Origin of the sequence: Pseudomonas sp. (assembly GCF_049301935.1) — a bacterium.
Lineage (GTDB): Bacteria > Pseudomonadota > Gammaproteobacteria > Pseudomonadales > Pseudomonadaceae > Aquipseudomonas.
Window position 1 is genome coordinate 1 of record NZ_JBAQLP010000131.1, and the last position, 26,937, is coordinate 26,937.

Sequence of the window (26,937 nt, forward strand, 5' to 3'; positions counted from 1 at the left end):
GCCAGGCCATGCACCACATCGCGGGCATCGGCCAGGCTGGTGACCAGAATCACCGGAATGGCCTGGGTACGCGCGCTGGCCTTGAGCTGGCGGCAGAGTTCGTAGCCATCCATCTGCGGCATCACGATATCGCTGATGATAATGTTCGGCAGCCATTGTTCAGTCAGCGCCAGGGCTTCGACCCCGTTGCGCGCCACGCGCACCTCGCAACCGGCCGACTCGAGCAAATACTGCAGTTGGGCGGCCTGGGTCGGGCTGTCTTCGGCGATTAGAATTTCGGCGTTGGCAAGCATGGTTCCACTCCTTCGGGCGCAGTGCCAGACGAAATACGGCGTGATGCAATGGTATTGAGCAGCAGGGCAATCCCCTCGGGGGGCAGCACCATGCTGCAGGCATTGAGACTGATGGCGGCCAGCGGCATGGAGTCGATCACGGCGCTGGAAGGTTCCTGGGCAATAGTCAGCGCACCGCAACGGTGCAGGGTGGCCAAGCCTTCGGCGCCGTCACGCCCCATACCGGACAACTGAATGGCGATGGCCCGGCTACCAAAGCTCTGCGCCACGCTCTCGAACAGGTGGTTGGCCGAGGGGCAGAACAGGCCATTGTCGCGGCCCGTCCTCAACGCTACCCGCAGATCGGCACTGACGCCCAAGTGGTAAGCCTCCGGGGCCAGATAGAGTTCGCCGGGACGCAGCGCTTGGCCATCCGTGGCGATATGGATCGGCAGCGCGCAAATGCTCGCCAGCCAATCGCGAAAGCTCTCGATAAAGCCTGCGGAAATATGTTGGGCCAGTAGCAATGGCCAGGGCGGTGCGGCTGCCAGTGGCTGCAGCAACAGTTTGAGTGCCGCCGGGCCACCCGCCGAGGCAGCTATGGCCACCAGTTGTGGTGATTCGCCGAGCGCGGCACCGGCAGGCAGGGCAACCGATTGGATCACCGCTGGTTTGCGCGGGCGCCGCACTATCTTGACCTGGGCCAGGCTGCGCAGGGTGCGCAACAGGTTGTGCACCAGCGCATCGAAGTCGGCGCAGCCAGGCCCTGTGGGCTTCTCCAGCACCGCCAGGGCGCCGGCTTCCAGGGCGCGCATGGCAGTGGAGGCATCACGCACATTGGCGCTGGCGGTCAGCACCAGCACCGGTAGCGCATGGCGTTCGAGAATCCGTGCGGTGGCTTCATAGCCGTCCATACCGGGCATGTGCACGTCCATGGTGATGATGTCCGGGGTGTAACTGGCCAGTATCTGCAGCGCCTGCTCACCGCTCTCGGCTTCCTGCACTTGCATACCGGCATTCTGCAGTACGCTCTGCAGCAGCATGCGCAGTACCGGGGAGTCGTCGACAATTAATACACGCATGGCAACCCTCCTTCAGATCAAGCGTCTTATGGCTTCCAGCAGGCTGTCCTGCTCGAAACCGCTTTTCACCAGGTAGGCATTAGCCCCCACCTCCAGGCCGCGGGCGCGGTCTTCGGCCGAGTGCAAGGCCGTCACCAGCACCACCGGCAGCTGCGCCAGCTCACGATCCTGGCGAATCCGGCTGGTCAGGGTAAAGCCGTCCATTCGTGGCATTTCCACATCCGATACCAGCAGATCGTATGAGCTCTGTTTCAGCGCATTCCAGGCCTCCAGGCCATCGTTGGCGGTGTTTACCTGATAGCCGGCACCTTCGAGAATGGCCTTGAGCAGGCCGCGTGAGGTGAAGGAGTCTTCGGCGATCAACAGCCGTTGCTGGCTGGCTGGCTGGCCGCTATCGGCCTGACGCTCGAAGCTGCCGCCGCCGATGGCCTGAGCGCTGTTATACAGGTCGCCGGGATGCAGGATGGGCACCAACTGGCCGTCGCCCAGCAGGGTCGCGCCCAATAGATTGCGCACCCGTAACAAGTGCCGGCCCAGGCTCTTTACGGTGATTTCCTGGTCGCCGAGCAGTTCATCGACCAGCAGCAGGAAAGGTTCGCCGCGCACCTTGAGCAACAGCAAGGTCAGATTGCCCTCCTCGCGCGCCTGACCGTCTAGGGCCAGTACATCGGCCAGGGCCCAGACTGGCAATACCTGCTCTTCGAAGACCAGCGTGGGTCGGTTTTCCTGGGTTTTTACCGCTGCGGCGGGTAGCCGCAGGCAGCGCTCCACCGCCAGCGCCGGCAGGGCAAAGGTGCGTTCGGCAACGCGCACTATGACCGCACGGAATGTCGACAGATTGAGCGGCAGGTGCAAATGGATGCAGGTGCCCTTGCCCGGGGCGGATTCCAACTCGATACGCCCACCGATACGCTCCACCGACTCCTGCACGATGGCCATGCCCAGGCCGCGCCCGGAGAGGTCGGTGATCAGCGCGCTGGTGGACAGCCCAGAGGCGAAAATCAGCTTGCCGGCTTCCATATCGCTGAGCGCTTCGGCCTGCTCGGTATTTAGCAGGCCACCTGTTACGGCGCGGCGTTTGAGCTGGGCGAGATCCAGGCCGCGGCCATCGTCCTGCAGGCGCAGCTCGAAGCGATCCGCCGAAGCCTGGAGCAACTCCAACTGCAGTTGGCCGACCTCGGGTTTGCCACAACTCAGGCGCTGCTCCGGGCTTTCCAGGCCATGGTCGACGGCATTGCGCAGCAGATGGGTGAGCGGTGTGCGCAGTTCATCGAGAATACGTTTATCGATCTGCAGGTCGGTGCCGCGTACCTGCAAGTTGACCCGCTTGCCGGTCTGGCTGGCGATATCCTGAACCATCGCCGGCAAGCCTTCGATCAAGTGGCTCGCGGCCAACAGCAGCACGCTTTGCAGCTCCTCGTCGAGGGCTTCGGAGAGTTGTGCCAGGCCCTGGGCCAGGTGTTTGCCGGCCTTTTCCAGATGGATCGCCGCGAAGTGCAGACGATCCATCTGCGCCTGGCTCCAGTCCAGGTAATCCAGCAGCGCCTTGAACGCGTCCTGGCTGCTCGGCGGCAACGCTGCGGCATTCTCGCGCAGCTGTTTCAAGGCCACCCCGGCTATCAACCGATGGCCCCGTTGCGGCTCACAGGCGCTGCGGTGTGCGCTGAGTTGGCGAGCCTGGGCGCGGGCTTCGAGCTTGTGCTGCAACAGGGTTTCGCTGTGAAACAGCAGCGCATCCAGACGCCCTGCGGCAACTCGCAGCGTGCCGTGCTCACTGGGCGCAGCAGGGCTGGCTGCCTTGGTCTCGGGCGGTTTGACCACCTCACCGCGGGCGGCCGCTTCCAGGTCATCGACCACGCGTTGTTGTTCGTCTACGCCCACCGTTTGCTCGGCATGCAGGCGCTGCACGACGGCCAGGGCATAACGACATAGTTCGACCCGTGCCGCGGTCAGCTCCAGGCTGCCGTCGCGGACCCGGCTGAGCAGGCTCTCCCAGGCATGACAGATACGTTCGAACGGTACCAGCCCCACCGCCCTGGCGGCACCCTTTAGGCTGTGCACTTCGCGAAACAGCGACTCGATGGATTCACTACTGACCTGGGATTCGCGCCAGTTCGCCAAACCGTCGGCAAGCACGCCCAGGCGCTCGTCGGCCTCCACCTTGAAGCTGGCCAGCAGACGTTGTTGCAGCGCTTTACGATCCAGGGTCATGCCGCCCTCACACCTTGAAACGGGCCACTAGGCCCTTGAGCTTGACACCCAGCTGGTGCAGGTTGCGCGCAGCCAGATCGACCTGACGGGTGCCGCCGACGTTGTCCTGGCTGGCCTGACGAATGCTCTCCATAGCGCTGGCGACCTGATCCATGCCGATCAGTTGCTGCTGACTGGTGGCGGCGATCTGCTGGGCCATCTCATTGGAGGCCTCGATGCTGCTACCCAGGCTGCGGATGGCTTCGCCACTGACCTGGGCGCGCAGATAGCCACTCTCCACGGTTTTGCTGCCCTGCTCGGCCAGTAGCACCGCCTTGGTCATGGCCTTCTGGATATCGCCGAGAATGCCGCGCACCTGGGCAGTGGCCTGCTTCGACTGTTCGGCCAGCACCTTGACTTCCTGGGCCACCACCGAGAAGCCCTTGCCGACCTCGCCGGCCTTGACTGCCTCAATCGAGGCATTGACCCCAAGCAGGTTGGACTGCTCGGCCAGATCGCCGACCGAGGCGACGATCTCGCCGATGGCCTGGCTCTGCTCGCCCAGGCGCATGATGCTCTCGGCCACCGCCTGCATCTGCTCGCGAATCTGCTGCATGCCGGTGAGCGACTCCTCCACGGCCTGCCGGCCACTCAGGGCCACCTGACGGGTACGCTCGGTACTTTCGGCCACGCCTTGGGATTTGTTACCGGCCAGCACCGCAGTCTGCTTGACCTCCTCCACCGTGGTGGCGATCTCGCTGATGGCGGTGGCGGTTTCCTGGGTGCTGGTGGCCACCTGGCTGGTGGCGGCGAGGATTTCCTCACTGGAGCTGGCCAGCACCGAAATCCCTTCATTCATTTCCAGCACCAGCTCGCGCAGATTGCACACCATGGTGGCAAAGGCACTGCCCAGCACGTCACGCTCGGAGATGGCCAGAACATGTTCCTGTAGCCGCCCCTGTGCCAGGCTTTCAGCCTTGCCGGCCAGGTCCTGCAAATAACAGCCCATGCGGGTAAAGGCCTGGCTCAAGCGGCCGACTTCATCCTGGCGTGGGCTGCTGGTCATGTCGTTGGGAATCTCGCCGCCACTGATGCGTTCGGCCCAGCCGGTTAACTGCGCCAGCGGCCGGGCGATATGCCGGCTCAGCCACCAGGCGAACAGGCCGGCGAGCCCGGCCAACAGTAGGGCCAATTGCATCAGGTGCAGGCGTTGGGTCGCCAGCGCCAGGCGCGACTGTTCCAGCCCCTGGCGCATCCTCAGTTCGGTCAGTTCGGTGAGCTGTTCACCCAAGGCGGTCATTTGCTCAACCCGTTCGTTCTGAATACCGTTGAACAACTTTGCAGCCTCATCCTTGCGACCGCTACTCAACAGCGGCAAGACTTGCGTATCGCGGGTGTGGGCAAAGAGCTTGCGCGCCTCTTCCACCTTATCGACCAGGGTGTCGACCTCGCTATCAGCGCCCAAGGTCGTGCGCAAATGCTCCAGCAACTGCACGTTACGCTGGCTGCTTTGCTGGATCTGCGCCAGATGATCGCTATGGGTAAGCTCTTCGCTGCTGAGCAGGGCTTGCAGGGTAGTACGCTGGCCGAGAATATTGATCAGCAGATTTTTGACGTCCACCACCCGTTCGTGACGACGGGACAGGTCGTGGGCTTCGCGCTGTTGCAAGCGCACAAACTGTTCCAGGCTGAACAGCAGCATGGCGCCGAAGCCCAGAATCAGCAGGGCAAAGGCCAGCAGCAATTTGTTGCCGATACGCAGATTGGCCATTATCGCCATCATCACTCACTCCCTTAATGCGATCAGTGCCTGGCTTAGAGCTTGAAACGCGCCGCCAGGCCCTTGAGCTTGAGCCCCAACTGGTGCAGGTTGCGCGCCGCCAGATCGACCTGGCGGGTGCCGCCGACGTTGTCCTGGCTGGCTTGGCGAATGTTCTCCATGGCGCTGACGACCTGATCCATACCGATCATCTGTTGCTGGCTGGTGGCAGCGATCTGCTGGGCCATTTCGCTGGATTGTTCGATGCTCCCGCCAAGGCTGCGAATCGCCTCGCCACTGGCTTGCGCCTGCTGGTAACCGACTTCCACGGTCTTGCTGCCCTGCTCGGCCAACAGCACCGCCTTGGTCATGGCCTTCTGGATATCGCCGAGAATGCCGCGCACCTGGGCGGTAGCCTGCTTCGACTGATCCGCCAGGGCCTTGACCTCCTGGGCCACCACCGCGAAACCCTTGCCGAACTCGCCGGCCTTGACCGCCTCAATCGAGGCATTGACCCCAAGCAGGTTGGACTGCTCGGCCAGATCGCCGACCGAGGCGACGATCTCACCGATGGCCTGGCTCTGCTCGCCCAGGCGCATGATGCTCTCGGCCACCGCCTGCATCTGCTCGCGAATCTGCTGCATGCCGGCAAGCGATTCCTCCACGGCCTGCCGACCACTCAGGGCCACCTGACGGGTACGCTCGGTACTCTCGGCCACGCCTTGAGATTTGTTACCGGCCAGCACCGCAGTCTGTTTGACCTCCTCCACCGTGGTGGCGATCTCGCTGATGGCGGTGGCGGTTTCCTGGGTGCTGGTGGCCACCTGGCTGGTGGCGGCGAGGATTTCCTCACTGGAGCTGGCCAGCACCGCAATGCCTTCATTCATTTCCTGCACCAGCTCGCGCAGGTACTGGCTCATGGCGACGAAGGCCTGGGCCAGGCGCCCCACTTCGTCCAGGCGGCTGCTGACTACCACTTCGCGGGGGATCTCGCCGCGGCCGATCTGTTCGGCCCAGCCGGTCAGGCTCGCCAGCGGCAAGGCGATATGCCGGCTGAGCAGCCAGGCCAGCACCGCGGCTACTGTCACCAGCAGCAAGCCCAGGTTAAGCATGCGGGTGCGCAGGTTCTGCAGCGCCACCACCGAGCGCTGCTGAGCCTCGTCGATGCGCTGCTCGGTAAGTCGGGTCAGTTGCAGACCCAGTTGGTGTATCTGGCTGAAGCGTTCCAGTTGGACGCCGCCGTTTAGCGCCAGGGCTTCCTGCAATTGCCCGGCGCGGATCAACTGCAGTTGCTTGCCGCGCGTTTGGATCACGGCCTCGCGCACCGACACCAGTTGTTCGAGCAGATCACTGGCCGCCACGTCATCGGCCAGGTTGCTTTGCATGCGTTGCATCAGGCGGTCGTTCTGCACTTTGTGCTGCTGGATTACTGCTTCATGTTCATCCAGCTGATCGGCGCTTCCTCCGGCAATTGCCAGCAATAATTCGTTGCGCTGGGCTTCGATATTGATGCGCAGCTCCTTGGCATCGGATATCCAACCGTAGTGCAGCTGAAACTGCTGCTTTTCGTTTTCCTGCAAGCTGACGAAACGTTCCAAGGTGATAAACAACAGGCTGCCGAAGCCCAGTATCAGCACCGCGAACGTCAGGATCAGTTTGCTGCCTATGTTGAACCGCAGGGCATTACCTAGCATGTCGATATTCTCCTGGCTTTGAGCGGTTACTCGTCCTTCACGCGTAGGTTGGGGTCGCCCAGCAGGCGGGTGCCATCGAGCACCGTACATTGCTCGCAGGTCACCCCTAGCAGGTAACGGGCCCGTACCCCGGATAGATTGGCTACCTCCTTCTGCAGGGCTTTATGGCGGATCAGGCCAATGCCCTGGACCTGATCGATCAGCAGGCCAAACTCCATGTCTGCGCTCTGCAAAATCAGCAAAAAATTGCGTTCGGAGAGGCCGTCGATCGGTAATTCGAATAGCACCCGCAGATCCAGTACCGACACGATGCGCCCGCGCACGCTGACAATGCCCAGCACATAGGGTGGGGTATTGGGTAAGGGCGTGTATTGGCTCAAGGGCAAGACCTGAGCGACATGTTCGCTGCCGATGGCGTACAGCTCACCGCTGATACCGAAGCGCAGCACCTCGAACTCATCATGCGCCGCGTGCTCCTCTACGCCGGCCCATTGCCGGCTACGTTCCTGCAGGCGGGCGGCGCGCTCTGCGGGGGAAATGTCGAAGCCTTCGAGTAGACGCTGCTCGAACTCCGCCAGGCGCTTATGCAGCGTTGCCCAGCGCGCCTGATCGTTGACCGCATGGTCTATCGCTTCGGCCATAGCGGGTGCCCTCCCTGTAGTTGCTCGCACAGACGCAGCAATTGTGCACAGCTCATACCATCGCCCTGGGGGACCTGAGCCTGCTCGTCCTGCTCGCCCAACAGCGCTCGGCAAACCTGCAAGGCCTTGGCGCTGGCGGCAGACCGCCCCTGGGTGAGTAGCAGATTGGCTTGCAGGAAGTAGCCCAGAATAAATCTGGGGTCGAGATACAGGCATTTTTGCAGCGCCAACAGCGCCTCTGGGGTGTCGCCATTCTGTTGCGCCAGCAAGGCCATCAGCCAGTAGGCCATGGCCGAGTCGGGTTGCAACACCAGGGCGCGTTGCAGCCAGTCCTGGGCCTCGCTCAGGTGCTGTTGATCCGCCCAACTGCGAGCCAGTAGCAGGCAGGCCAGGTGCTGCTGCATATGACTTAGACCGGTGCAGGCCAGATACGCCAGTAAGGCCTCACGCGCGGCGGCCTGATCGCCCGTCTGCAACCTCTGTTGCGCGTGGTGCCAGAGTGCTTCAGGGGTAGCCTGCGCTGCGGGGCTGCTGGGCGCTGGCGCGGCTTTGGCGACAGCAAGCGGCGCGGCCTGGCGCTGCGCACGGGGCGCTATGGCCGGCTCGCTCGGCACTAGCCAAGGGCTGGACTCAGCTGTGTGACGTGGCGATGTAGTCACCGGGATATGCACGACAGCAGCGGCCAAGGTGCCGCCGGCCAGGGCATAGTTGCAACCGGCCCAGTGGCCATGCAGGCCAGCCTGGGTGGCGATGCCGGCCTCGACCGCACTGAGCAGCAGCAGCCCTTCTGGGTTGAGGCAGCCCAACAAGCGTTGCAGGGCGCTGACGGCGCGCTTCTCGGAGAAGTACATCAGCACGTTGCGGCACAGAATCAGGTCGGCTCCTTGCATTGGGCAAGCGTGCGCACCATCGGCCAGGTTGTACTGGATAAAGCGAATGCGCCCGCGCCAGGCCGGACGCACCCGCCAGCCGCGACCTTCGGCGGTGAAATAGCGGCTACGGAACTGTATTTCGTTACGGCGAAAGGCATTGGTGCCATACAGGCCCTGCTCCGCACGCGCCAGAAAGGCCGTATTGATATCGCTGGCGATCAATTCCAGCGACCAGCTTTCGCGCTCCGCACCGAGCAGCTGATCGAGCAAAAACAGCAGACCGTAGGCTTCCTCACCGGTGCAGCAGCCCGCGCTCCACAGGCGCAAGCTGCGTTGCCCCGCTTGCCGACGCCGCGCCAGCAACGGCGCCAGATGCTGGCTGGCGAGCCAGTCGAAGGCCTCGGCATCGCGGCAAAAATAGGTTTCGCCGACGGTAAATGCCGGAATCAGGGTTTGCAGCAGCGGACGATCCCAGGCGGCGAACGCCAGTTCCTGCAGCCAGGCGTCGAAATCACTTACTTGTTGCTCCAGCGCCAGCAGGTGCAGGCGCCGCAATAGGTCAGCGCTGCGCGAGCCGGAGAAATCCATGCCCAGGTGTTGCAGTACCTTGTGGCTCAAAGCGGCCAGCAGTGGCGGCGAACAACTCGACTCAGTCCGCATTAAGCGCGCCCTCGCCGCCGGCCAGCAGCTCGCTCAACCGTTGCTCGTCGCTGTCGCTGAGCAACTGCTCGACATCCTGGATAAACAACAGGCCATCACTGCTGCGCACCACCCCGCGCAATAAGCTGGAGGGCACCTACGGATCTGGCGCCTGGGTGAAGTCTTCGCTCAGATAGCTCGATACAGCCGATACCCGCTGCACCGGCAGGAGCAAATCGCGTTTACTGCTACGCAGCCAGAGAAAGGGTTGCCAGAGGCTGAGCGCAGGCGCAGCCCAGCCGAAACGCCGGGCCAGATCCACCACCGGGAGTAGTTTGCCGTGCACATTCACCAGACCACAGATCGTCTGCGGCGCGCCCGGCAAGGGGGTACTCGGTAAGGCAGGCAGCACTCGAATCACTTGATCGAGCGCCACCGCTAAAGGCTGGTCGGCCAGCCAGAAAGGCAACACCTGATATCTATCCATAGATGCGTCCCTGTCGCCGCACGCTAGCTCTTTCCTAGAACCCTAGCTCAGCAGAGGCCTACGTCCAGTAGTTTCGGGCGTGGGTGTTCTCCGCCTTGAGCAGGCGCGCGCACATCATCGGCGTCAGGCTCAGCGACACCACCAGGGAAATCAGGATGGCCACCGCCAGGGTGATGGCGAATTCGCGGAACAGCCGCCCCACTACATCCGCCATAAACAGCAGCGCAATCAGCACGGCAATCAAGGAAATGGTCAGCCAGACCAGGGTAAAGCCGAGCCGGAGCTGGCCAGCTTGCCAATATCGGCCTGACGGATGCCCCGGCGGCCGGTTATCGGTGCGCGGATCTGGGTAAAGTCGAGGTTCAGCCGCGCGCTGGCGACAGCCGCCTGCAGGCTCTTGAGGCTGCCGCGGAACTGGTTGACCAGGGCTTGCTGGGTATCGAGGGGCTGCTTGGCAATCGAATCTTCGGCGTACAGACCACGGTAACGCGCCAGGTCCGGCCCGCCATCACGCCAAGGGCCGCCACGCTTGGGCGCTTCCGGCGGGCTGGGCCAGAACCACCACAGCAGTAAGGCGAGAACAGCCAGCGCGAGCGAGCCGAACAGCCATTGGCGCGACAGGCTGCGCGGCGGGGAGTGAGCTGTGTATCAGGCATGGCGACTATCACTTGCTTGAGGAGCCTCTTTACCGCCTCTTTACCTTTCCTTTAAGTAACTAAATGCCTGATCCACAAATAAAAATCCCGGGATGTTGAGCAAGTACGCGCGCCCTGGTTATTGATCCAAATAAAAACGGCCTGCAGAGCAGGCCGTTGCACAAGCATTGAGCGGGCGTTACTTGAGCACGGCAATCGCCGCCGCATAGTTCGGCTCGTCGGCGATTTCGCCGACCAGCTCGCTGTGCAGCACCTTGTCGTGCTCATCCAGCACCACCACGGCGCGCGCGGCTACACCCACCAGCGGGCCGCTGGCAATGGCCACGCCGTAGTTCTGCAGGAACTCGGCGCCACGCATGGTCGACAGGTTGATCACGTTTTCCAGGCCTTCGGCGCCGCAGAAGCGGGCCTGGGCGAACGGCAGGTCGGCGGAAATGCACAGCACCACGGTGTTGGCCAGTTTGCTTGCGCCAGCGTTGAAGGTGCGCACAGAGGTGGCGCAGGTCGGGGTATCGACGCTTGGGAAAATGTTCAGGATTTTGCGCTTGCCGGCCAGGCTGGCCAGGCTCACATCGCTCAGATCACCGGCGACCAGGCTAAACGCCGGCGCTTGCTGACCCACTTGCGGCAGTTGACCGGTGACTTCAACCGGGGAACCTTTGAGAGTGACTTGTGCCATGGGAACGATCCTTTTAAGCGAAATTAGAGAGGGCTACTAAGTAAGGGCGCGAGCTTGGCAAATGGCAAGTCTCGCGCCGCTAACGGCTCACAATAGTAACTGACCAGCGGGTCAGGCTGTAGCCTTTAGTACACCCACACGGGTTTCTTTCGCGAAGTGTTCCTTGGTCAGCTTGACCACGATCGGGCTAAGCAACAGCAGCGACAGCAGGTTGGGGATCGCCATCAAACCGTTGAGGGTGTCCGCCACCAGCCAGGCGAAATCCAGCTGGGCAATCGCACCGAACGGCACGGCCACCACCCAGAGAATGCGGAACGGCAGGATGGCTTTAGTGCCGACCATGTATTCCCAGCATTTCTCGCCGAAGTAGCTCCAACCGAGGATGGTGGTAAAGGCAAACACCACCAGGGCGATGGTCAGAATATAACCCCCGATGCCCGGCATCGCCTGTTCGAAAGCCGCCGCCGACAAGGCCGCACCGCTGGCACCGCTGGTCCACACGCCGGAGGTGATGATCGCCAGGCCGGTCATCGAGCAGATGATGATGGTGTCGATAAAGGTGCCGAGCATGCCGATCATCCCCGAACGTACCGGGCTGTTGGTGGTGCCGGCCGCCTGAGCGATACCCGCAGTACCCAGACCGGCTTCGTTGGAGAAGATGCCGCGCGCCACACCGAAGCGAATCGCCGCCATCACCGCTGCACCGGCAAAACCACCGGTGGCGGCAATCGGGGTGAAGGCGTAGGTGAAGATCATTTCAAAAGCTTTCGGGATTTCTGCGGCGTTGACCACCAGCACCACCATGGCGGCGATGATGTAGGCCACACACATAAAGGGCACCAGGGTCGCGGCAACCTTGCCGATACGCTTGATACCACCGAGGATCACCATACCGACGAAGAGCATGGTAACGATGCCGGTGACCCACAGCGGAATGTTGAAGCTGGTGTGCAGGGCGGCCGCCATGCTGTTGACCTGCACCATGTTGCCGATACCGAAACCGGCAAAGCCGCCGAAGATGGCGAACGCGGTGCCCAGCCACAGCCACTTCTTGCCCAGGCCGTTCTTGATCGCGTACATCGGCCCGCCGACGTGCTCGCCGCGCTCATCCTTCTCGCGGTAATGCACCGCCAGCACCACTTCGCAGTACTTGGTGGCCATGCCGACCAGTGCGGTACACCACATCCAGAACAAAGCACCGGGGCCGCCGAGGAAGATCGCGGTGGCTACACCGGCGATATTGCCGGTGCCGACAGTAGCGGCCAGGCAGGTCATTAGCGCCTGGAACGGGCTGATCTCGCCGCTCTCGGCATCGCCTTTCTGGCGACCTTGCCACATCAGTTTGAAGCCAGCGCCAATCTTGCTCAGCGGCATAAATTTCAGGCGCAACATGAGGAACAGACCGGTGCCGAGAATCAGCACCAGCATGGGCGGGCCCCAGACCACGCCATTGAGTTGATTGACCAGGGTGTTGACGAATTCCATGCTCATTTCCTTATTCTTGTAGTGAACGCGAGGTGGGTAGCCTTCGCTTGTCCGATTGCCGGGTAGGCCAGGCTGTTACGCAGAACGCGCGCCGGGTTGGCGCGCCTGCAAACAACCGATCGGGCTATACCAGTCAGCACAACGACTGCCCGGTGATCAGCGGCGCTCAGTATATGAAGACTGCGATAGTGGTTTTCACTGTTTAGATTTAAACGCTCAGACGTTTTGAGCGAGGGGCGCAATTTAAACGCGAATTAATTTGCTTAATCCAGCATTAACCCGCACAAACAGCCCCTAAAAATCGCGCCGATAGAACAAATCCAGAGAACTGGCCAAGCCGCTGGCAGCCTCTAGGTAGAGGCGTCGGCTCAGTTCATAGCGCAGGGCGATGGTATTCGCCGGTTCAAACACGCCCACGCCGTAACGCAGACTCAGACGCTCGGACAGGCTGCCGCTGGCCACCACACTGGTGGTCACCCCTGAACCCTGAGTGTCGAGCTGGAACTCACCGAGGCCCAGGCCCTGCGCCAGGCTATTGACCAGCGGCGCACTGCCGGCCATGCCCAGGGCCAGAGCCGCCTGGGCGAGCATATTATTGTCACCAGCGCCCTGCCCCAGCGGCCGGCCCATAACCAGGTAGGACAGCGCCTGCTCCTGGCTCATGGCCGGCTCGGAAAATACCGTGCTGGTCGGTTGCGCGGCATTGCCACTGAGGCGCAAGCCAGCAGTCACCTCATCGACCTGGCGTACGGTCTCGATATCGAGAAATGGCTGGTCAATCGGCCCGGCGAACAGCAGGCGCGCACGGCGCACATTCAGGCGCTGACCATAGGCGCGGAAGCGGCCCTTGTTCAGGCTCAGCTCGCCACGGCTGTCCAGGTCATTGCCGATATGCACGCGACCAAGCAGTTCGGCCTCCAGGCCAAAGCCGCTGAAGGTCAGGCGCTGCTGGCCGACCTCGACATCGATATCCATGGCGATTGCCGGGGCCGCTTGCTGTGTGCTGTCGCGGCCCACCACCACGGCATCGCTGGAAACCTGTACGGTTGAGGGCGGCAGTTCGCGCACCGCAATCTTGCCGCTGGGGATCAGCAGCTTGCCGGCCAGCGACAGCTGCTGATCACGCAGACTGACACGCAGGTCCGGCTCGACTTCCAGCGCGGCATAGGGCTCCACCGTCACCGGCAGACGGCTGCCCCGCAACTGGACGTCCGCCAGTAACCCATCGGCCCAGCTCAGCTCACCATTCAGGCGGCCCTGGCCCTGCTCGCCACTGCGCCAATCGCCCTCCAGCTGCAGCCGTTCGCCCTCGATGCGGGCTTGCAGTTGCAGCTGCTCGATGTCCATCGGCAGCTCGCCGCCGCTTATTTCTCCATTTAGCACGCGCAGGTTGCCGTTGATTTGCGGCGCCAGCAGCCCGCCCGAAAGCGTGCCCGCGCCATGCACTTGCCCGGCGATACGCTCAACCAGCGGCACAAACGGCCGCGCCAGCGCCAAGTCGAGACCGCTTAATCGGAAGCTGCCGGACAGCGGCTTGCTCACCGGGCGCGGGTCGAGCTGAGCCTGCAGCGACAGTTCACCGATGGCCGGGCCGCGCAGTTCCAACAGGCTGTCGATGCGCTGCGGACGCAATTGGGTACTTAGGCGCAGGCTGTCGTAGGCAAACTCCAACCACTGCTGTTGATCACGAATACGCCAGACGCCGCTGCCCGCATCCAGCTCCAGGCTGCCATTTGGCCCGCTGGGCGGCAGCTCCAGCTGCAGTCGGCCGTTGAGCTGGCCCTGCCAGACGAAATCCTTGGGCCACCACTGCGCCAGGCTGGCCATGGGGAAATTGCTCAGCTGATAGTTCAGCGTGGGTTGCGGCAGCAGGCGCTGCTGCGCGCCGCACAGGCTGGCCTCGCCAGAGCGCCAACAATGTGCGCCCAGGCTGAGCTGCCCATTGGCCAGGCGCACCAGCGAAGCCGGCTGTTGCAGGCGCCAGTCCTGTCCGCCGCTGTGCACCTCGCCACGGCTCAGGCTGCCGCGCCAGTTGCCCTGGTCCAGCTTGCCGGCCATAGCCAGTTGGCTTTGTAGCAAGGGGCCTTGCAGTTGCAGCTCAAGGCTTTGTTGCTGCTGATCACCAGCGGCAGTGGCGGTCAGCCGGCCCAAGTCGGTGTCACCAAGCTGAATGCCCTGCGCGTCCAGGCTTAACTGGCCACGTTGGGCGCTGTTCAGGCGGGCGTCGAGTTTGAGCTGTTGCAGGCGCTGGTCGGCAACAGCCAGGCGCTGGCCCTGCAGCTGTAACTGGCCTTGTGGCGCTTGCAGGTTGCCGGCCAGATCCAGCTGGCCATTGAGTTGGCCCTGCAAGCCCGGCCAGAGCTGACCCAGGCGCGGCATCGCCAGCAGCAACTGGCCGCTCAGCTGTTGCTGCAAAGCTGCTTGGCCGCTGATGCGGTTATCGCCCAGGCGCACGTCCAGGGCACTCAACTCGCCCTGCTCAAAACCGCCGGTAAACTTCGCCAACAACCTGGCCGGCTGGCCACGCAAACGGCCGCTGAGGTCGATATCGGCATTAAGCGTGAGCTGCTGATTGATCAGGCTGCCGGAGCTGTTCAACGGCCCGGCCAGGCTGCCGGGTAGCTCGGCCAGCCAGTAGGCCGGGTCAAGCTGACTTAACTGCAGGCGCACATCCCAGCTCAGCTGCTCGGCAAAACCCAGGTTGACCTGACCTTCGGCGCGGCCCTGACCGGCCCGCAGGCGCAGCTCGGGCAAATACAGCGTCTGTAGATCGCCACTCAGCGGGCTTTGCAGGCTAAAGGCGCCAGCCGGGCCATCCAGCTCGGCGGCGAAATGGCCGAGGTAGTTGCCGTCCTGATAAGCCAGCTCACCGCTAAGCGTACGCAGCGCCACCGGCGGTGATTCTGCCAGTGGATAGAGGCGCTGCCAGGGGAAGTGTTGCCAGTTAAAGCGGCTGTCCAGGCTCAGGCCCTGCTGCCAGTTCAACTCGCCGTTGACTCGAACATGCTGCTCGGGACTGGCGGTCAGGCTCAGGTTACTGATGGTCGCTCCGTCAGCTTTGAGCAGCCCCGCTAATGCCAGGGCAATTGGCCCTTCAGTTGCTGGCAGGCTGGCACTGCCGGTGACTTGGTAGCCATCCTGCAGATCGCCCTGGGCATTTAGCTCAAGCTGCTGAAGATTCAACGTATCGGGCAGCTCGGCGCTGGCCTTAAAGGCGGCAATCTGCATACGCAGTTGCGCTGGTAGGTGCTCCGCCAAGGGTTGCAGCCAGCCCGTCAGTTCACCGTGCAGATAACCGCTGCTGCTGGCCGTGACCTGCACCCGCTCGCGCAGCTCACCTTTAAGCTGCAGCGCCACCGGCCAGGCCTGCTGCTCGGGTGCCGGTAATTGCAGCTGCCCGTTCAATTGCAGCGGCCAGTTTCCGGAGGTTTGCACATTGCCCTGCAATGCCAGCTGCATATCAGCAGTGTTCAGGCTGAGGTTGTCGATCTGAATGCCCTGCGCCGTCCAGCGCGCGGCCAACTGTAAGCATTGCAACTGCTCGATGCCATTGAGCTGCAGGCTGTCGATCTGCACCTGCCCCAGTTGCAACGCCAACGGTAGGCTTAGATCCGGCAGGCTAAACGGCTCGCGGCTGGGCTGATCGTCATCCGGGAACACCAGACTGATCGGCCCGCTGCGCAATTGCCCGACACACAGCGTCATGCGCAATAGGCAGGTTGGCGACCAATCCAGGCGAGGCGCCATCACCTGCACGCTATTTTCGCCCTGCTGCCAACGCAGCTGTGTTGCGTTCCAGCTGCCGCCCAGGCGGCCATCGAAATCGTCCACCTGCAAGCCCGGCACCTGCGCCAATAACCAGCGACTGCCGCCCTGGGTGCCCAGCAGCAGACTCAGGCTGATGGCCAACACAAGCAGCAGCCCAAGCAGGCTGCACAGCCCATAACGCAGCCAGCGCTTCACAGTTCCGGCCCCATGGAGAAATGCAGGCGCACGCCGCCCTGATCATCCAACGGATGCGCCAGGTCGAGGCGCAACGGCCCCAGCGGCGATACCCAGCGCACGCCCACACCCACCGCGCTTTTCAGCGACGGAAGTTGCAGCGAGTCGAAGGTATTGCCCTGGTCGAAGAAGCTCGCCAGGCGCCAGCGCTCGGTCAGGCTGTATTGGTATTCCAGGCTGCTGGTAAACAGGTAGCGCCCACCGATCTTGTCGCCGGCACGGTTCTCCGGCGACAGGCTCTGATAGTCATAACCGCGCACGCTCTGATCACCGCCAGCAAAGAAGCGCAGCGACGGCGGCACCTTGGCAAAGCCATCGGATTCAGTACCGCCCACTTGCACTCGGCCAAGCAGCCGGTGCCGCTTGAATACGGTGGTCAGGCCCTTGAGCTGGATATTGCCGTGCAGCACATTGGCATCGGACAACAGCCCCCTGGCCGCACCGGACAGATCAAACTGCAGGCGATAGCCGTGGTTGGGGTCAATCTGGTTGTCACTGTGCAGATAGGAATAACTCAGGCCCGGCATCAGCAGCGTGCTGGTGCCGGCGTCATCGCCCAGGTCGTACGCTTCGTGCTGCCACTTTAGCGACAACACCCGCTGCCAGCCGCTGTCGAGCTTGCTGTGCCATTCCGGGCCGAAGGTCAGTAGACGGCTGCTGCTGTCGGTATTGGCCAGGTCTTCGGCCTGGTAGCCGCCGGCGACACGCAGTTTGTCGGTCAGTGGCGGATCCAGTGGCACGTCGTACCACAGGCCCACGTTCTGCCGCGGCGCCGACAGCTCGAACTCCGCGCCGTAGCTATGCCCCTGGGGGTTGGCCCAGTGCCGCGTCCAGTTGGCCCGGCCACGGGGGCCAACGTCGGTGGAAAAACCCAAGCCCAGACCCAGGCTGCGCGGCTTGCGCGCCTGCAGTTGAACCTGTACCGGAATCTGCTCGGCAGTAGCGCTGCCGGGGTTGGCCTCCACCTGCACCGACTCGAAATAACCGCTGGAACGCAGCGCCTGATACAGCTCGGCAATCAGCGCCGAGTCATAAGGCGTATCCGCCGCAAACGGCACCATGCGCTGCAGCAACTGCTCATCGAACGGCGCATCGCCGACAAAGTTCACTGCGCCCAGTTGATAGCGCGGCCCACTGAGATAGATCAGCTCGATATCGGCAACCCCCGCCTCGGGATCAATCGTCAGGCGCTGGCTGCTAAAGCGCCCGGCGAAAAAACCGTAACGCGAGGCATGGTTCTGAATCTCGCGTTTAGCCGCCTCGTAACGCCCGTGATTAAGCGGCGCGCCGCTGCGCAGTTGCGGGTCATTGGGCGTGCGGAAGGCGCGCAACTGCGCGGCAGGGCCATCGATGCGCACCAGCACATCACGCAGGCGCACCGGCTCACCCGGTTGAATGCGCAGGGTCAGACGCGGCGTAGCACCTTCACTGACCTCGCTGGTGATCTGCACCTGGTAGTAACCCAGGGCCTGGGCGGCTTTTTCCGCCTGGCTCTCGGCCACCCGGCGAAAGCGTTGCAGGGCTTCGGCATCACGCTCGCCCAGGCTGCCGATATAGCCTTCGATATTGCTTTTCAGCGCGCTATTGGCCGGCTCAACCCGCACGCGCAACTGGGCTTCGGCCAGGGCCGTAGCACTCAACAGCAGCAGGAATAGTCCTGCAAGGAGGTTGGGGAAAACAGACATTAAGCGATGCTAGCACGAGCGCATGGCCGACTTAGAGCGCCTGCCAGAGGGTTTGTTGCGACTCGATGTGTAGCCACACACACCGAGCAGGCCGTTCTTAGGCGCTGGCCTTGATCGCTACTTGCGGGCTGGGATGAAAAAACACGTGTTCGATAATCGGGCCGATGGCCACCTCACCGACTTCCTCATAGCCCTGACGCTTATAGAAATCCAGATAGTGCGAGTTGCCGGTATCCAGCACCACGCCTTGCGAGCTGGCATCTTCGGCGCACCAGTTGTGCAGCGCTTCCAGCAGTTGCTCACCAAGGTGCTTGCCCTGGTATTCCGGGTGAATCCCCAGCAGCGGCAGTACGTGGTAAGGCCCCGGCGGCAGGCAGGCAATCACCGCATCGTGGTATTGCAGATAACGTTTGGTGCAACGAAAGCCGGTGGTCAGCAGCATGCGCATGCGCCAGCCCCAGCTTTCGGTGATATCCATGCGCCGCTGTGGTGGGGCGATCAGCGCCATGCCGATCAGGCGGTCGTCGATCAATAAACCAATGGCCGGCAGGTCCTCGCTAAAATGCTGCTGCACCAGCTCGCGCACCGTGGCGCGTACGCGCTGGTCATAGCCTGGCCGCTCGGCCTCGAACAGGTAGGCAAAGGTGGGGTCGTGGCGGTAGGCGTGGTAGAGCAACGAGCGTGCTTCGCGGGCATAACCGCCATCGAGCATGCGAACTTCGGCGAGACTGTTGGGCATCGATTTGACCTCTGTTGTTCTTGATTTACTGGGCCTGCAGCCACGTTAGCACCACGCACCCAGCGCCGCCACAGGCTGGCAGGCAGGGCCGCTAATCGGCTAGCATCGCGGGCTTTCCAGAGCCACCGCCAGGACTGCCGCCCATGAAGATCGTCTCCTTCAATATCAATGGCCTGCGTGCACGCCCCCATCAATTGGCAGCATTGATCGAGAAACACCAGCCGGATGTGATCGGCCTGCAGGAAACCAAGGTGGCCGACGAGCAGTTTCCCGAGGCGGATATTCGCCAGCTCGGCTACCACGTGCATTACCACGGCCAGAAAGGCCACTACGGCGTCGCCTTGCTCTCGCGCCAAGAGCCGCTGAGCCTGCACAAGGGTTTTCCCGGTGATGCCGAGGACGCCCAGCGGCGTTTTATCTACGGCACCTTCGCCGACGCCCAGGGCAACCCGGTGACGGTAATGAATGGCTACTTCCCCCAGGGCGAAAGCCGCGATCACCCGACCAAGTTCCCGGCCAAGCAGCGCTTCTATGCCGACTTGCAGCAGCTGCTGCTCAGCCAGTTCAGCCCCGAGCAGGCGCTGGTGGTGATGGGTGATATCAATATTTCGCCGCAAGACTGCGACATCGGTATCGGCGAGCCGAATCGCCTGCGCTGGCTGAAAACCGGCAAATGCAGCTTTCTGCCGGAAGAGCGCGAGTGGCTGGCCACCTTAAAGAACTGGGGCCTGGTCGACAGCTTCCGCCAGCTCAACCCGGCGGTGAATGACCGCTTTAGCTGGTTCGATTACCGCAGCCGCGGCTTCGAAGACGAGCCCAAGCGTGGCCTGCGCATCGACGTGATTCTCGCCTCCCAGGGGTTGCAGGGGCGGATCAAGGATGCCGGCGTCGACTACGACCTGCGCGGCATGGAAAAGCCATCGGACCACGCCCCGATCTGGCTGGAGTTGCACTAATACCCTTGTAGCAGAGCCTTTACGCAGATAAGTGACTGTCATATTTCAGTCACTTTTTTGTCTTATCGTCGCGACACTTTCACTCACCCATACAAGGTGTTTGCCACATGTCGCACGCCTCTTCTGCCTTCGAACGTGATACCTGGATTCACACCATCAGCTTTCTGCTGCTCGGCTCCATCTGCTACGCCCTGCCCTGGTCGGTATTTGCCGCCCTGCCCATCCCCAACGACAACCGCAGCGTGCTGCGCATTCAGGGTTCCAACACCATTGGCGCGCGGCTGGGTCCGGCGCTGGTCAAGGGGCTGCTGGAAGAACAGGGCCTGAGCGCCATCCGCATTGAGGCAGGCAACGCCGAAAACGAGCAGACGATCACCGGCAAAACCGCCGATGGCCGCAGCGTCAGCATTGAAGTAGCGGCCCACGGTTCGGGCACCGGCTTTACCTCGCTGGCCGATGGCAGCGCCGAACTGGCCGCCTCGTCCCGCCCGATCAAGGACAGCGAAGCCAGCAGTCTGCTGGCCCTCGGCGATCTGAAAAGCGCCAGCGCCGAGCAGATCATCGCCCTCGATGGCCTGGCCATTATCCTGCATCCGAGCAATCCGCTTGCCGCACTGAACACCGCACAGTTGGCGCAGATTTTTGCTGGCGAGATAACCGATTGGGCACAACTCGGCGCCCCAGCCGGGGCCATCACCCTGTACGCCCGTGATGACAAGTCCGGCACCTTCGACACCTTCAAGGAGCTGGTGCTAAGCGCCAACGGCAAAACCCTCGCCGCCAGTGCCAAGCGTTTTGAGTCCAGCGAAAAGCTTTCCGATTCGGTCAGTCAGGACCCTAACGGCATCGGCTTTATCGGCCTGCCCTATATCCGCCAGGCCAAGGCGCTGGCGATTGCCGCCGGTGATTCACAACCCATGCTACCCAGTCTGACCCTGATCGCCACCGAGGATTACCCGCTGTCGCGCCGGCTGTTTCTGTATAACCAGCCGGAGCTGAGCAACCCCTGGGGCCGGGCCCTGGTGCAGTTCGCCCACAGCACGCGCGGTCAGGCGATTGTTGACCAGAGCGGGTTTATCGCGCAGACCGTGCAGGCGGTGAAAATCCCCGCCAACGGGCAGATGCCGGCCAACTACCAGGAGCTGGCGCAGAACGCCCAACGCCTGTCGGTGAACTTCCGCTTTCAGGAAGGCAGCGCCAACCTCGATAACAAGGCCCTGCGCGACCTCAATCGGCTGCTGGCCTATCTGCGTGAGCAGAACAAGTTGCATGACAGGGTGGTGCTGGTAGGTTTCGGCGATGCCAAGGCCGACCCGGCCCGCGCCGAACTGCTGTCAAAACTGCGCGCCATGGCGGTACGCCGCGAGCTGAACAAGGGTGGTGTGATCTTCCGCGACATCATCGGCATGGGCGACGAACTGCCGGTGGCGGCCAACAGCGGCGATGACGGGCGGATCAAGAACCGCCGGGTGGAGGTCTGGGTGTACTAAGCCAGGAAAAATTGCCGCAGCACCTGCTAACCTTACTTAAGCGTGACGCCGGGCCCCTCTGGCGGTGAGCCTGCACCGTGATGTCGGAGTCACTGAGTTGATTCTCAACTTAGGCAGACTGTCGAGGTGGCTCCATGGATAGCCTGGCAAGCATGCTCAGTACCCCACTGTTCGGCACCCCTGGCTGGTTCTGGCTGGCTTTTCTGTTGATTATCCTCGCTTTGCTGATACTCGATCTCGGCGTGCTGCACCGCGATCAGCATGAGATCGAGATGCGCGAAAGCCTGCTGCTGTACAGCGGCTACTTCAGCGTTGGCCTGGCCTTTGGCGGCTGGATCTGGTGGCAGCTGGGCGCGACCAAGGCGCTGGAGTTCTACACCGGCTTTCTGGTCGAGCAGTCGCTGTCGATGGACAACGTGTTTGTCATGGCGGTAATTCTCAGCTTCTTCGCCATCCCCCGGCGCTACCAGCACCGCGTGCTGTTCTGGGGCATCCTCGGGGTGATAGTGCTGCGCGCGACGATGATCGGTCTGGGTACGGCGCTGGTGCAGAACTTCGAGTGGGTGCTGTACCTGTTCGGCGCGTTTCTGCTGTTTACTGGCGTGCGCATGCTTTCGGCGAAGGAAGAACAGCACCCCGACCTGAGTCAGAACCGCCTGCTGCAGTTTCTGCGCAGACACCTGCGGGTGACCGAGGATATGCACGACGGGCGCTTTTTAATTCGCCAGCCAGATAGAAAATCGGGCAAGCAGCTGCTGCATGCCACCCCGCTGCTGCTGGCGCTGGTGCTGATCGAACTGGCCGACCTAGTGTTCGCCGTGGACAGCGTGCCGGCGGTGCTGGCCATCTCCCAGGACCCGTTTGTCGTCTACACCTCAAACATCTTCGCGATTCTCGGCCTGCGCGCGCTGTACTTTGCCCTGGCGGCGCTGATGCACCGGTTTATCTACCTGAAGTACGCCCTGGCGTTGGTGCTGATGTTTATCGGTGGCAAGATCTTTCTCCATGACATCACCAAGGTGCCCGCCCTGCTGTCGCTGTGCGTGACCCTCGGCTTGCTGGCGGGCGGAGTGGTATTGTCGCTGCTGAAAACCCGCGCACCCAGGCAGGAGCATTGATCGTTTGAGTTCGCCAAGCATCGTTATCGAACCGCTGCTGCAGCGCGGCACGCTGCGTTGGCAAGTGCGCATGGGCCGGCGCAGCCTGATCTTCCATCAGGAACAGGCTGCCCGCGCCTTCGCCGCACAGCTGCATATGCGCCTGCTCTGGCTGCAGCAGAGCGCAGGTCCGGATGATGAGTTTGCCCCGCCGGGAACCCCGCATTAGCCACAACGCACAAGGCCCGCAGTTGCGGGCCTTGTGCGTATCCAGTCGTGCGTTTAGCGACTGGCTTTCATCACGTCTTTCGACACGTATTTGCCGATTTCGAACTTGCCGATGGCCGCGCGGTGCACTTCGTCCGGGCCGTCGGCCAGGCGCAAGGTGCGCTGCATGGCGTACCAGTAGGCCAGTGGGAAGTCATTCGATACCCCGGCGCCGCCGTGGATTTGAATCGCGCGGTCGATCACCTTCAGCGCCACGTTGGGTGCGACCACCTTGATCTGGGCGATTTCGCTGGCGGCAATCTTGTTGCCCACGGTGTCCATCATATAAGCGGCGTTCAGCGTCAGCAGACGGGCCATATTGATCTCCATGCGCGAATCGGCGATGTGATCGATATTGCCACCCAGACGGGCCAGGGGCTTGCCGAAGGCCGTGCGGTTGATCGAGCGCTCGCACATCAACTTCAGTGCACGCTCGGCCATGCCGATGGAGCGCATGCAGTGGTGGATACGGCCTGGGCCAAGGCGACCCTGAGCGATCTCGAAGCCACGGCCTTCGCCGAGCAGCACGTTCTCATAGGGCACGCGGACGTTTTCGAACAGCACTTCGGCGTGGCCGTGCGGCGCGTCGTCGTAGCCGAACACCGGCAGCGGGCGCAGTACTTTCACTCCGGGGGCATCCATCGGCACCAGAATCATCGAGTGCTGCTGGTGGCGCGGGCCATCCGGGTTGGTCAGGCCCATAAAGATCATGATCTTGCAGCGCGGATCGCACGCGCCGGAGGTCCACCACTTGCGGCCGTTGATCACCCACTCATCGCCCTGGCGCACCGCACTGGCTTGCATGTTAGTGGCATCGGATGACGCCACGCCCGGCTCGGTCATGGCGAAGGCGGAACGGATGGTGCCGTCCAGCAGCGGCTTGAGCCACTGTTCCTTCTGCGCGTCGTTGGCGTAGCGCACCAGCACTTCCATATTGCCGGTGTCCGGCGCGGCGCAGTTGAACGGCTCGGGGCCGATCAACGAGCTGCCCATGATTTCCGCCAGCGGCGCGTACTCGGTGTTGGTCAGGCCGGCGCCCAGCTCGGATTCCGGCAGAAACAGGTTCCACAGGCCCTCGGCTTTAGCCTTGGCTTTCAACTCTTCCATGATCGCGGTGGGCTGCCAGCGGTCGCCTTCATTGACCTGTTGCTCGAACACGGCTTCGGCTGGATAGACATGGGCCTCCATAAACGCGGTGACGCGTTCACGCAGCTGCTGAACCTTGGGGGAGTAGGCGAAATCCATGATGGCTACCTTCTGACGCTGATTTTGGGAGAGTTCGGTGAAGTGGAAATGATGCTAGAACAGGGCTTAGGATTTATCTAATCTATTCTCACCGTGTATAAACATTCATCACCGATATATGATCCACTGATACCGACAACCTGCGGAGCGAGCGTGCAATGAATCTGAACAAGGTCGACCTCAACCTCTTTGTCGTCTTCGATGCCATCTACACCGAGGCCAATCTGACCCGCGCCGGGCAGATCGTCGGGATCACCCAGCCTGCCGTATCCAACGCCTTGGCGCGCCTGCGGGAAACCTTCAATGACCCGCTATTCGTGCGCACCGCCCAGGGCATGGTGCCCACACCCATGGCGCAGAACATCATCGGCCCGGTGCGCAACGCGCTGCAGCAGCTGCGCATCTCGGTGCAGGAAAGCCGCATCTTCAACCCGGCGCAGGCCAACAAGACCTTCCGTATCAGCATGACCGACCTCACCGAGGCCATCGTTCTGCCGCCGCTGTTTCAGCGTCTGCGCCGTATGGCGCCGAACGTGAATATCGAAAGCATGCTGGCCCGGCGCCGCGAGACCACTAAAGAGCTAGCCGCCGGCCGCCTGGATTTTGCCGTGGACGCGCCGCTCAACACCGACCCGCAGGTGCGCCACGTCAAGCTGATGGAAGACCGCTACGTTTGCGCCATGCGCCGTGGCCATCCGCTGGCCAAGGAGAAAATCAGCCTCGACGAATACATGGGCCTGACCCATATCCATATCTCCAGCCGCCGCAGCGGTCTCGGCCACGTGGACTTGGCCCTGGGTCGCATGGGCATCCAGCGCAAGATCGCCCTGCGCTCGCAGCATTACCTGATGGCCACTACCGTGCTGCAAGGCACCGATATGGCCATGACCGTGCCGGAACGTTTCGCCCGGCGTAACGACCTGCACTTTGTCGAACTGCCGATCAAGGACATGACGCCGCTGGAAACCCACCTCTACTGGCACGAAAGCACCGACCAGGACCCGGCCAACCGCTGGATGCGTGAACAGATCATCGAGATTTCCCAACAGGCCGCGGCCCAGGAAAAGAAAGCCTAGCGGCAGTGCGCCACGCTACTCTTGATCAAGTAAATCGCCTGCTGGGTACCTGCACTGTGTTTCAATGGCCTAGACGGCCCTGCCTTTGAAACCGCTGGCGATTAGCTCAGGCGCCGCACGAGGATCACAACATGAACTCAATCCGGATTATCTCCATCGCCCTGATCGTAGCGGGCCTGCTGGGGCTGCTGTATGGCGGTTTCAGCTACACCAAGGACACCACCGCAGTGAAGCTCGGCCCGATCGAACTTTCGGTGCAGGAGAAAGAAAGAGTCAACGTACCGGTTTGGGCGGGCATCGGCGCCATCCTCGCGGGTGGTTTGCTGTTTGGCTTTGCCGGCAGAAAGCCGTAAGCCTTTCATCTACCCATTGCGCTTAGCTCGGCGCCGCCAGGACGCCGATCGGGGTCGATTGTTTGCCACTTAAACTGCTGTTTATCTGCGCCAAGAACCGCCTGCGCAGCCCCACCGCCGAACAGCTGTTCGCTGACTGGCCTGGCGTTGAAACCGCATCGGCCGGCGTCAATCACGACGCCGACACGCCGGTCTGCCCCGAGCTGTTGGCTTGGGCGGACCTGATTCTGCTGATGCAACAGGTCCATCGCAGCAAACTCAGCCGCACGTTCAAAGCCCAGTTGGGCAACAAGCGCATCGTTTGCCTGGATATCGCCGACGACTATGGGTTTATGGACCCGGCGCTGATCGACCTGCTAAACGCACGGATGCTGCGTTATTTGCCTGCGCGGCAGCCAGCCGGCTAGCCAATCGCTTATCCCTGAGCAACCAACCTCTGCCGGTAGTCTCGCCTCAACACTTTATGACGTGTTTAGCTAAAAGCGCTAAGCCACTGTTTTTAAAGTGATCAAGCCCCGCTAAAAACTCCACTCGCCAGGTGCTTAATCAAGTTGGTTGACTAAACCGGCCCGCAGCCTTACGTTAACGTAAAGGTAAACAAGAGCGCTGCCGCATGTCCGCCACCACCTACTCCATTTCCGAACTGGCCCGCGAGCTGGATATCACCACCCGCGCCATTCGCTTCTATGAAGAGCAGCAGATGCTCAGCCCCGAACGCCGTGGCCAGGAGCGCATCTACACCGCCAAGGACAAGGTCACCCTCAAGCTGATTCTGCGCGGCAAACGCATCGGTTTTTCCCTGGCTGAGTGCAAGGAACTGATCGAGCTGTACGACCCGGTGCACGGCAATCACAAGCAGCTGCACACCTTTATGGCGAAGATCGCCGAGCGTCGCGCGCAGCTGCAACAGCAACTGCTGGATATCGAGCAGATGCAGCTGGAACTGGATACCGCCGAAGAGCGCTGCCTGGCTGCCCTGGCTGAAACCGATAAAAAACAAACCGTTATCTCCTGAACTTAATTCGAACAATTACAGGTGGAACCATGAGCTACCCATCCCTCAACTTCGGTCTCGGCGAGACCATCGATATGCTGCGCGACTCGGTGTATCAGTTTTCACAAGCCGAACTGGCGCCGCGTGCCGCGCAAATCGACCGTGACAATGAGTTCCCCATGGACATGTGGCGCAAGTTCGGCGACATGGGCCTGCTCGGCATGACCGTGGAAGAGGAATACGGCGGTACCAACATGGGTTACCTGGCCCATGTAGTGGCGATGGAAGAGATCAGCCGCGCCTCGGCCTCGGTCGGCCTGTCCTACGGCGCCCACTCCAACCTGTGCCTGAATCAGATCCGCAAGAACGGTACCCACGAGCAGAAGGCCAAGTACCTGCCCAAGCTGTGCTCCGGCGAGCACGTCGGCGCCCTGGCCATGAGCGAGCCCAACGCCGGCTCCGACGTGGTGTCGATGAAGCTGCGCGCGGAAAAGCGCGGCGACCGCTACGTGCTCAACGGCAACAAGATGTGGATCACCAACGGCCCCGACGCCCACACCTACGTGATCTACGCCAA

General features: G+C 62.2%; 24 protein-coding genes and 2 pseudogenes. 9 read left to right on the plus strand and 17 right to left on the minus strand.

What is annotated here, in order from left to right; translation table 11 throughout:
• The 16 genes and pseudogenes from WA145_RS16960 to WA145_RS17035 all read right to left on the minus strand — a co-directional run.
• Window positions 1-293 (minus strand): response regulator (locus WA145_RS16960; protein ID WP_422582695.1); only part of this gene is annotated, 293 nt, incomplete at its 3' end.
• A complete protein-coding gene (locus WA145_RS16965) occupies window positions 269-1,354 on the minus strand; it encodes a chemotaxis protein CheB (RefSeq protein ID WP_422582696.1) in 1,086 nt (361 codons plus the stop codon). The genes WA145_RS16960 and WA145_RS16965, both read right to left, overlap by 25 nt.
• Window positions 1,355-1,366: 12 nt before the next feature.
• Window positions 1,367-3,565: a hybrid sensor histidine kinase/response regulator gene (locus WA145_RS16970; RefSeq protein ID WP_422582697.1), complete on the minus strand. Its 2,199-nt coding sequence runs from the start codon at window positions 3,563-3,565 to the stop codon at window positions 1,367-1,369.
• Between the two features lie 7 nt (window positions 3,566-3,572).
• The gene (locus tag WA145_RS16975; RefSeq protein WP_422582698.1) at window positions 3,573-5,327 is read right to left on the minus strand and encodes a methyl-accepting chemotaxis protein; all 1,755 of its coding nucleotides are present in this window, start codon (window positions 5,325-5,327) and stop codon (window positions 3,573-3,575) included.
• Between the two features lie 32 nt (window positions 5,328-5,359).
• A complete protein-coding gene (locus tag WA145_RS16980; protein WP_422582699.1) occupies window positions 5,360-6,997 on the minus strand; it encodes a methyl-accepting chemotaxis protein in 1,638 nt (545 codons plus the stop codon).
• Window positions 6,998-7,023: 26 nt separating this feature from the next.
• The gene (locus WA145_RS16985; protein WP_422582700.1) at window positions 7,024-7,638 is read right to left on the minus strand and encodes a chemotaxis protein CheW; all 615 of its coding nucleotides are present in this window, start codon (window positions 7,636-7,638) and stop codon (window positions 7,024-7,026) included.
• Window positions 7,623-9,170 (minus strand): CheR family methyltransferase, encoded by a 1,548-nt coding sequence (locus WA145_RS16990; protein WP_422582701.1) that lies wholly within the window; start codon window positions 9,168-9,170, stop codon window positions 7,623-7,625. The genes WA145_RS16985 and WA145_RS16990 overlap by 16 nt, the downstream gene beginning before the upstream one ends.
• Complete coding sequence (locus WA145_RS16995) at window positions 9,160-9,306, minus strand: hypothetical protein (protein WP_422582702.1); 147 nt, start codon at window positions 9,304-9,306, stop codon at window positions 9,160-9,162. Before WA145_RS16995 ends, WA145_RS16990 begins: the two co-directional genes overlap by 11 nt.
• Window positions 9,307-9,636, minus strand: coding sequence for a chemotaxis protein CheW (locus WA145_RS17000; protein WP_422582703.1), 330 nt, complete (start codon window positions 9,634-9,636; stop codon window positions 9,307-9,309). It lies immediately after the preceding gene.
• An 88-nt stretch (window positions 9,637-9,724) separates the two neighbouring features.
• Window positions 9,725-9,925, minus strand: a pseudogene (locus WA145_RS17005) (efflux RND transporter permease subunit); the annotation flags it as partial.
• A pseudogene (locus WA145_RS17010) lies at window positions 9,901-10,257 on the minus strand (hypothetical protein); the annotation flags it as partial. The pseudogenes WA145_RS17010 and WA145_RS17005, both read right to left, overlap by 25 nt.
• 213 nt (window positions 10,258-10,470) lie before the next feature.
• Entirely contained in the window at window positions 10,471-10,971 is a 501-nt protein-coding gene (tpx, locus tag WA145_RS17015; protein ID WP_422582704.1) for a thiol peroxidase, read from the minus strand.
• A gap of 111 nt (window positions 10,972-11,082) precedes the next feature.
• Window positions 11,083-12,456 carry an alanine/glycine:cation symporter family protein gene (locus WA145_RS17020; protein ID WP_422582705.1) on the minus strand — a complete coding sequence of 458 codons (1,374 nt, stop codon included), beginning with the start codon at window positions 12,454-12,456 and terminating at the stop codon, window positions 11,083-11,085.
• A 294-nt stretch (window positions 12,457-12,750) separates the two neighbouring features.
• Window positions 12,751-16,419 (minus strand): translocation/assembly module TamB domain-containing protein, encoded by a 3,669-nt coding sequence (locus tag WA145_RS17025; protein ID WP_422582706.1) that lies wholly within the window; start codon window positions 16,417-16,419, stop codon window positions 12,751-12,753.
• A complete protein-coding gene (locus WA145_RS17030; RefSeq protein ID WP_422582707.1) occupies window positions 16,416-18,143 on the minus strand; it encodes an autotransporter assembly complex protein TamA in 1,728 nt (575 codons plus the stop codon). The genes WA145_RS17025 and WA145_RS17030 overlap by 4 nt, the downstream gene beginning before the upstream one ends.
• Before the next feature lie 97 nt (window positions 18,144-18,240).
• On the minus strand, window positions 18,241-18,882 hold the full coding sequence (locus tag WA145_RS17035) for a GNAT family N-acetyltransferase (protein WP_422582708.1): 642 nt from the start codon (window positions 18,880-18,882) through the stop codon (window positions 18,241-18,243).
• A gap of 143 nt (window positions 18,883-19,025) precedes the next feature.
• On the opposite strand from WA145_RS17035, the gene xthA reads away from it, so the two are divergent.
• The 4 genes from xthA (at window position 19,026) to WA145_RS17055 (ending at window position 22,654) form a co-directional block, all read left to right on the plus strand.
• Entirely contained in the window at window positions 19,026-19,838 is an 813-nt protein-coding gene (gene xthA, locus WA145_RS17040) for an exodeoxyribonuclease III (protein WP_422582709.1), read from the plus strand.
• A gap of 107 nt (window positions 19,839-19,945) precedes the next feature.
• Window positions 19,946-21,328, plus strand: coding sequence for a substrate-binding domain-containing protein (locus WA145_RS17045; protein ID WP_422582710.1), 1,383 nt, complete (start codon window positions 19,946-19,948; stop codon window positions 21,326-21,328).
• 134 nt (window positions 21,329-21,462) lie between these two features.
• Window positions 21,463-22,446 (plus strand): TerC family protein, encoded by a 984-nt coding sequence (locus WA145_RS17050; protein ID WP_422582711.1) that lies wholly within the window; start codon window positions 21,463-21,465, stop codon window positions 22,444-22,446.
• 4 nt (window positions 22,447-22,450) lie between these two features.
• Window positions 22,451-22,654: a hypothetical protein gene (locus WA145_RS17055; protein ID WP_422582712.1), complete on the plus strand. Its 204-nt coding sequence runs from the start codon at window positions 22,451-22,453 to the stop codon at window positions 22,652-22,654.
• 53 nt (window positions 22,655-22,707) lie between these two features.
• On the opposite strand, the gene WA145_RS17060 is transcribed toward WA145_RS17055, so the two are convergent.
• Window positions 22,708-23,937, minus strand: a complete 1,230-nt coding sequence (locus WA145_RS17060; RefSeq protein WP_422582713.1) for an acyl-CoA dehydrogenase — start codon at window positions 23,935-23,937, stop codon at window positions 22,708-22,710.
• A 158-nt stretch (window positions 23,938-24,095) separates the two neighbouring features.
• Between WA145_RS17060 and WA145_RS17065 the strand changes: the two genes are divergently transcribed.
• From WA145_RS17065 to WA145_RS17085, 5 genes are all read left to right on the plus strand, one after another.
• Window positions 24,096-25,013 carry a LysR family transcriptional regulator gene (locus WA145_RS17065; protein ID WP_422582714.1) on the plus strand — a complete coding sequence of 306 codons (918 nt, stop codon included), beginning with the start codon at window positions 24,096-24,098 and terminating at the stop codon, window positions 25,011-25,013.
• Between the two features lie 131 nt (window positions 25,014-25,144).
• Complete coding sequence (locus WA145_RS17070) at window positions 25,145-25,366, plus strand: hypothetical protein (RefSeq protein ID WP_136664692.1); 222 nt, start codon at window positions 25,145-25,147, stop codon at window positions 25,364-25,366.
• 62 nt (window positions 25,367-25,428) lie between these two features.
• A complete protein-coding gene (locus WA145_RS17075) occupies window positions 25,429-25,773 on the plus strand; it encodes a low molecular weight protein tyrosine phosphatase family protein (RefSeq protein ID WP_422582715.1) in 345 nt (114 codons plus the stop codon).
• Window positions 25,774-25,979: 206 nt separating this feature from the next.
• Window positions 25,980-26,381, plus strand: coding sequence for a MerR family transcriptional regulator (locus WA145_RS17080; protein ID WP_090253868.1), 402 nt, complete (start codon window positions 25,980-25,982; stop codon window positions 26,379-26,381).
• Between the two features lie 29 nt (window positions 26,382-26,410).
• A partial coding sequence (locus WA145_RS17085; protein WP_422582716.1) for an acyl-CoA dehydrogenase family protein occupies window positions 26,411-26,937 on the plus strand: 527 nt, incomplete at its 3' end.

Bases quoted from the DNA above. Each gene is read 5' to 3' on its own strand.
- WA145_RS16965 (WP_422582696.1), bottom strand. From the start codon at position 1,354: ATGCGTGTATTAATTGTCGACGACTCCCCGGTACTGCGCATGCTGCTG.
- WA145_RS16970 (WP_422582697.1), bottom strand. From the start codon at position 3,565: ATGACCCTGGATCGTAAAGCGCTGCAACAACGTCTGCTGGCCAGCTTC.
- WA145_RS16975 (WP_422582698.1), bottom strand. From the start codon at position 5,327: ATGATGGCGATAATGGCCAATCTGCGTATCGGCAACAAATTGCTGCTG.
- WA145_RS16980 (WP_422582699.1), bottom strand. From the start codon at position 6,997: ATGCTAGGTAATGCCCTGCGGTTCAACATAGGCAGCAAACTGATCCTG.
- WA145_RS16985 (WP_422582700.1), bottom strand. From the start codon at position 7,638: ATGGCCGAAGCGATAGACCATGCGGTCAACGATCAGGCGCGCTGGGCA.
- WA145_RS16990 (WP_422582701.1), bottom strand. From the start codon at position 9,170: ATGCGGACTGAGTCGAGTTGTTCGCCGCCACTGCTGGCCGCTTTGAGC.
- WA145_RS17000 (WP_422582703.1), bottom strand. From the start codon at position 9,636: ATGGATAGATATCAGGTGTTGCCTTTCTGGCTGGCCGACCAGCCTTTA.
- tpx (WP_422582704.1), bottom strand. From the start codon at position 10,971: ATGGCACAAGTCACTCTCAAAGGTTCCCCGGTTGAAGTCACCGGTCAA.
- WA145_RS17020 (WP_422582705.1), bottom strand. From the start codon at position 12,456: ATGGAATTCGTCAACACCCTGGTCAATCAACTCAATGGCGTGGTCTGG.
- WA145_RS17030 (WP_422582707.1), bottom strand. From the start codon at position 18,143: ATGTCTGTTTTCCCCAACCTCCTTGCAGGACTATTCCTGCTGCTGTTG.
- WA145_RS17035 (WP_422582708.1), bottom strand. From the start codon at position 18,882: ATGCCCAACAGTCTCGCCGAAGTTCGCATGCTCGATGGCGGTTATGCC.
- xthA (WP_422582709.1), top strand. From the start codon at position 19,026: ATGAAGATCGTCTCCTTCAATATCAATGGCCTGCGTGCACGCCCCCAT.
- WA145_RS17045 (WP_422582710.1), top strand. From the start codon at position 19,946: ATGTCGCACGCCTCTTCTGCCTTCGAACGTGATACCTGGATTCACACC.
- WA145_RS17050 (WP_422582711.1), top strand. From the start codon at position 21,463: ATGGATAGCCTGGCAAGCATGCTCAGTACCCCACTGTTCGGCACCCCT.
- WA145_RS17060 (WP_422582713.1), bottom strand. From the start codon at position 23,937: ATGGATTTCGCCTACTCCCCCAAGGTTCAGCAGCTGCGTGAACGCGTC.
- WA145_RS17065 (WP_422582714.1), top strand. From the start codon at position 24,096: ATGAATCTGAACAAGGTCGACCTCAACCTCTTTGTCGTCTTCGATGCC.
- WA145_RS17070 (WP_136664692.1), top strand. From the start codon at position 25,145: ATGAACTCAATCCGGATTATCTCCATCGCCCTGATCGTAGCGGGCCTG.
- WA145_RS17080 (WP_090253868.1), top strand. From the start codon at position 25,980: ATGTCCGCCACCACCTACTCCATTTCCGAACTGGCCCGCGAGCTGGAT.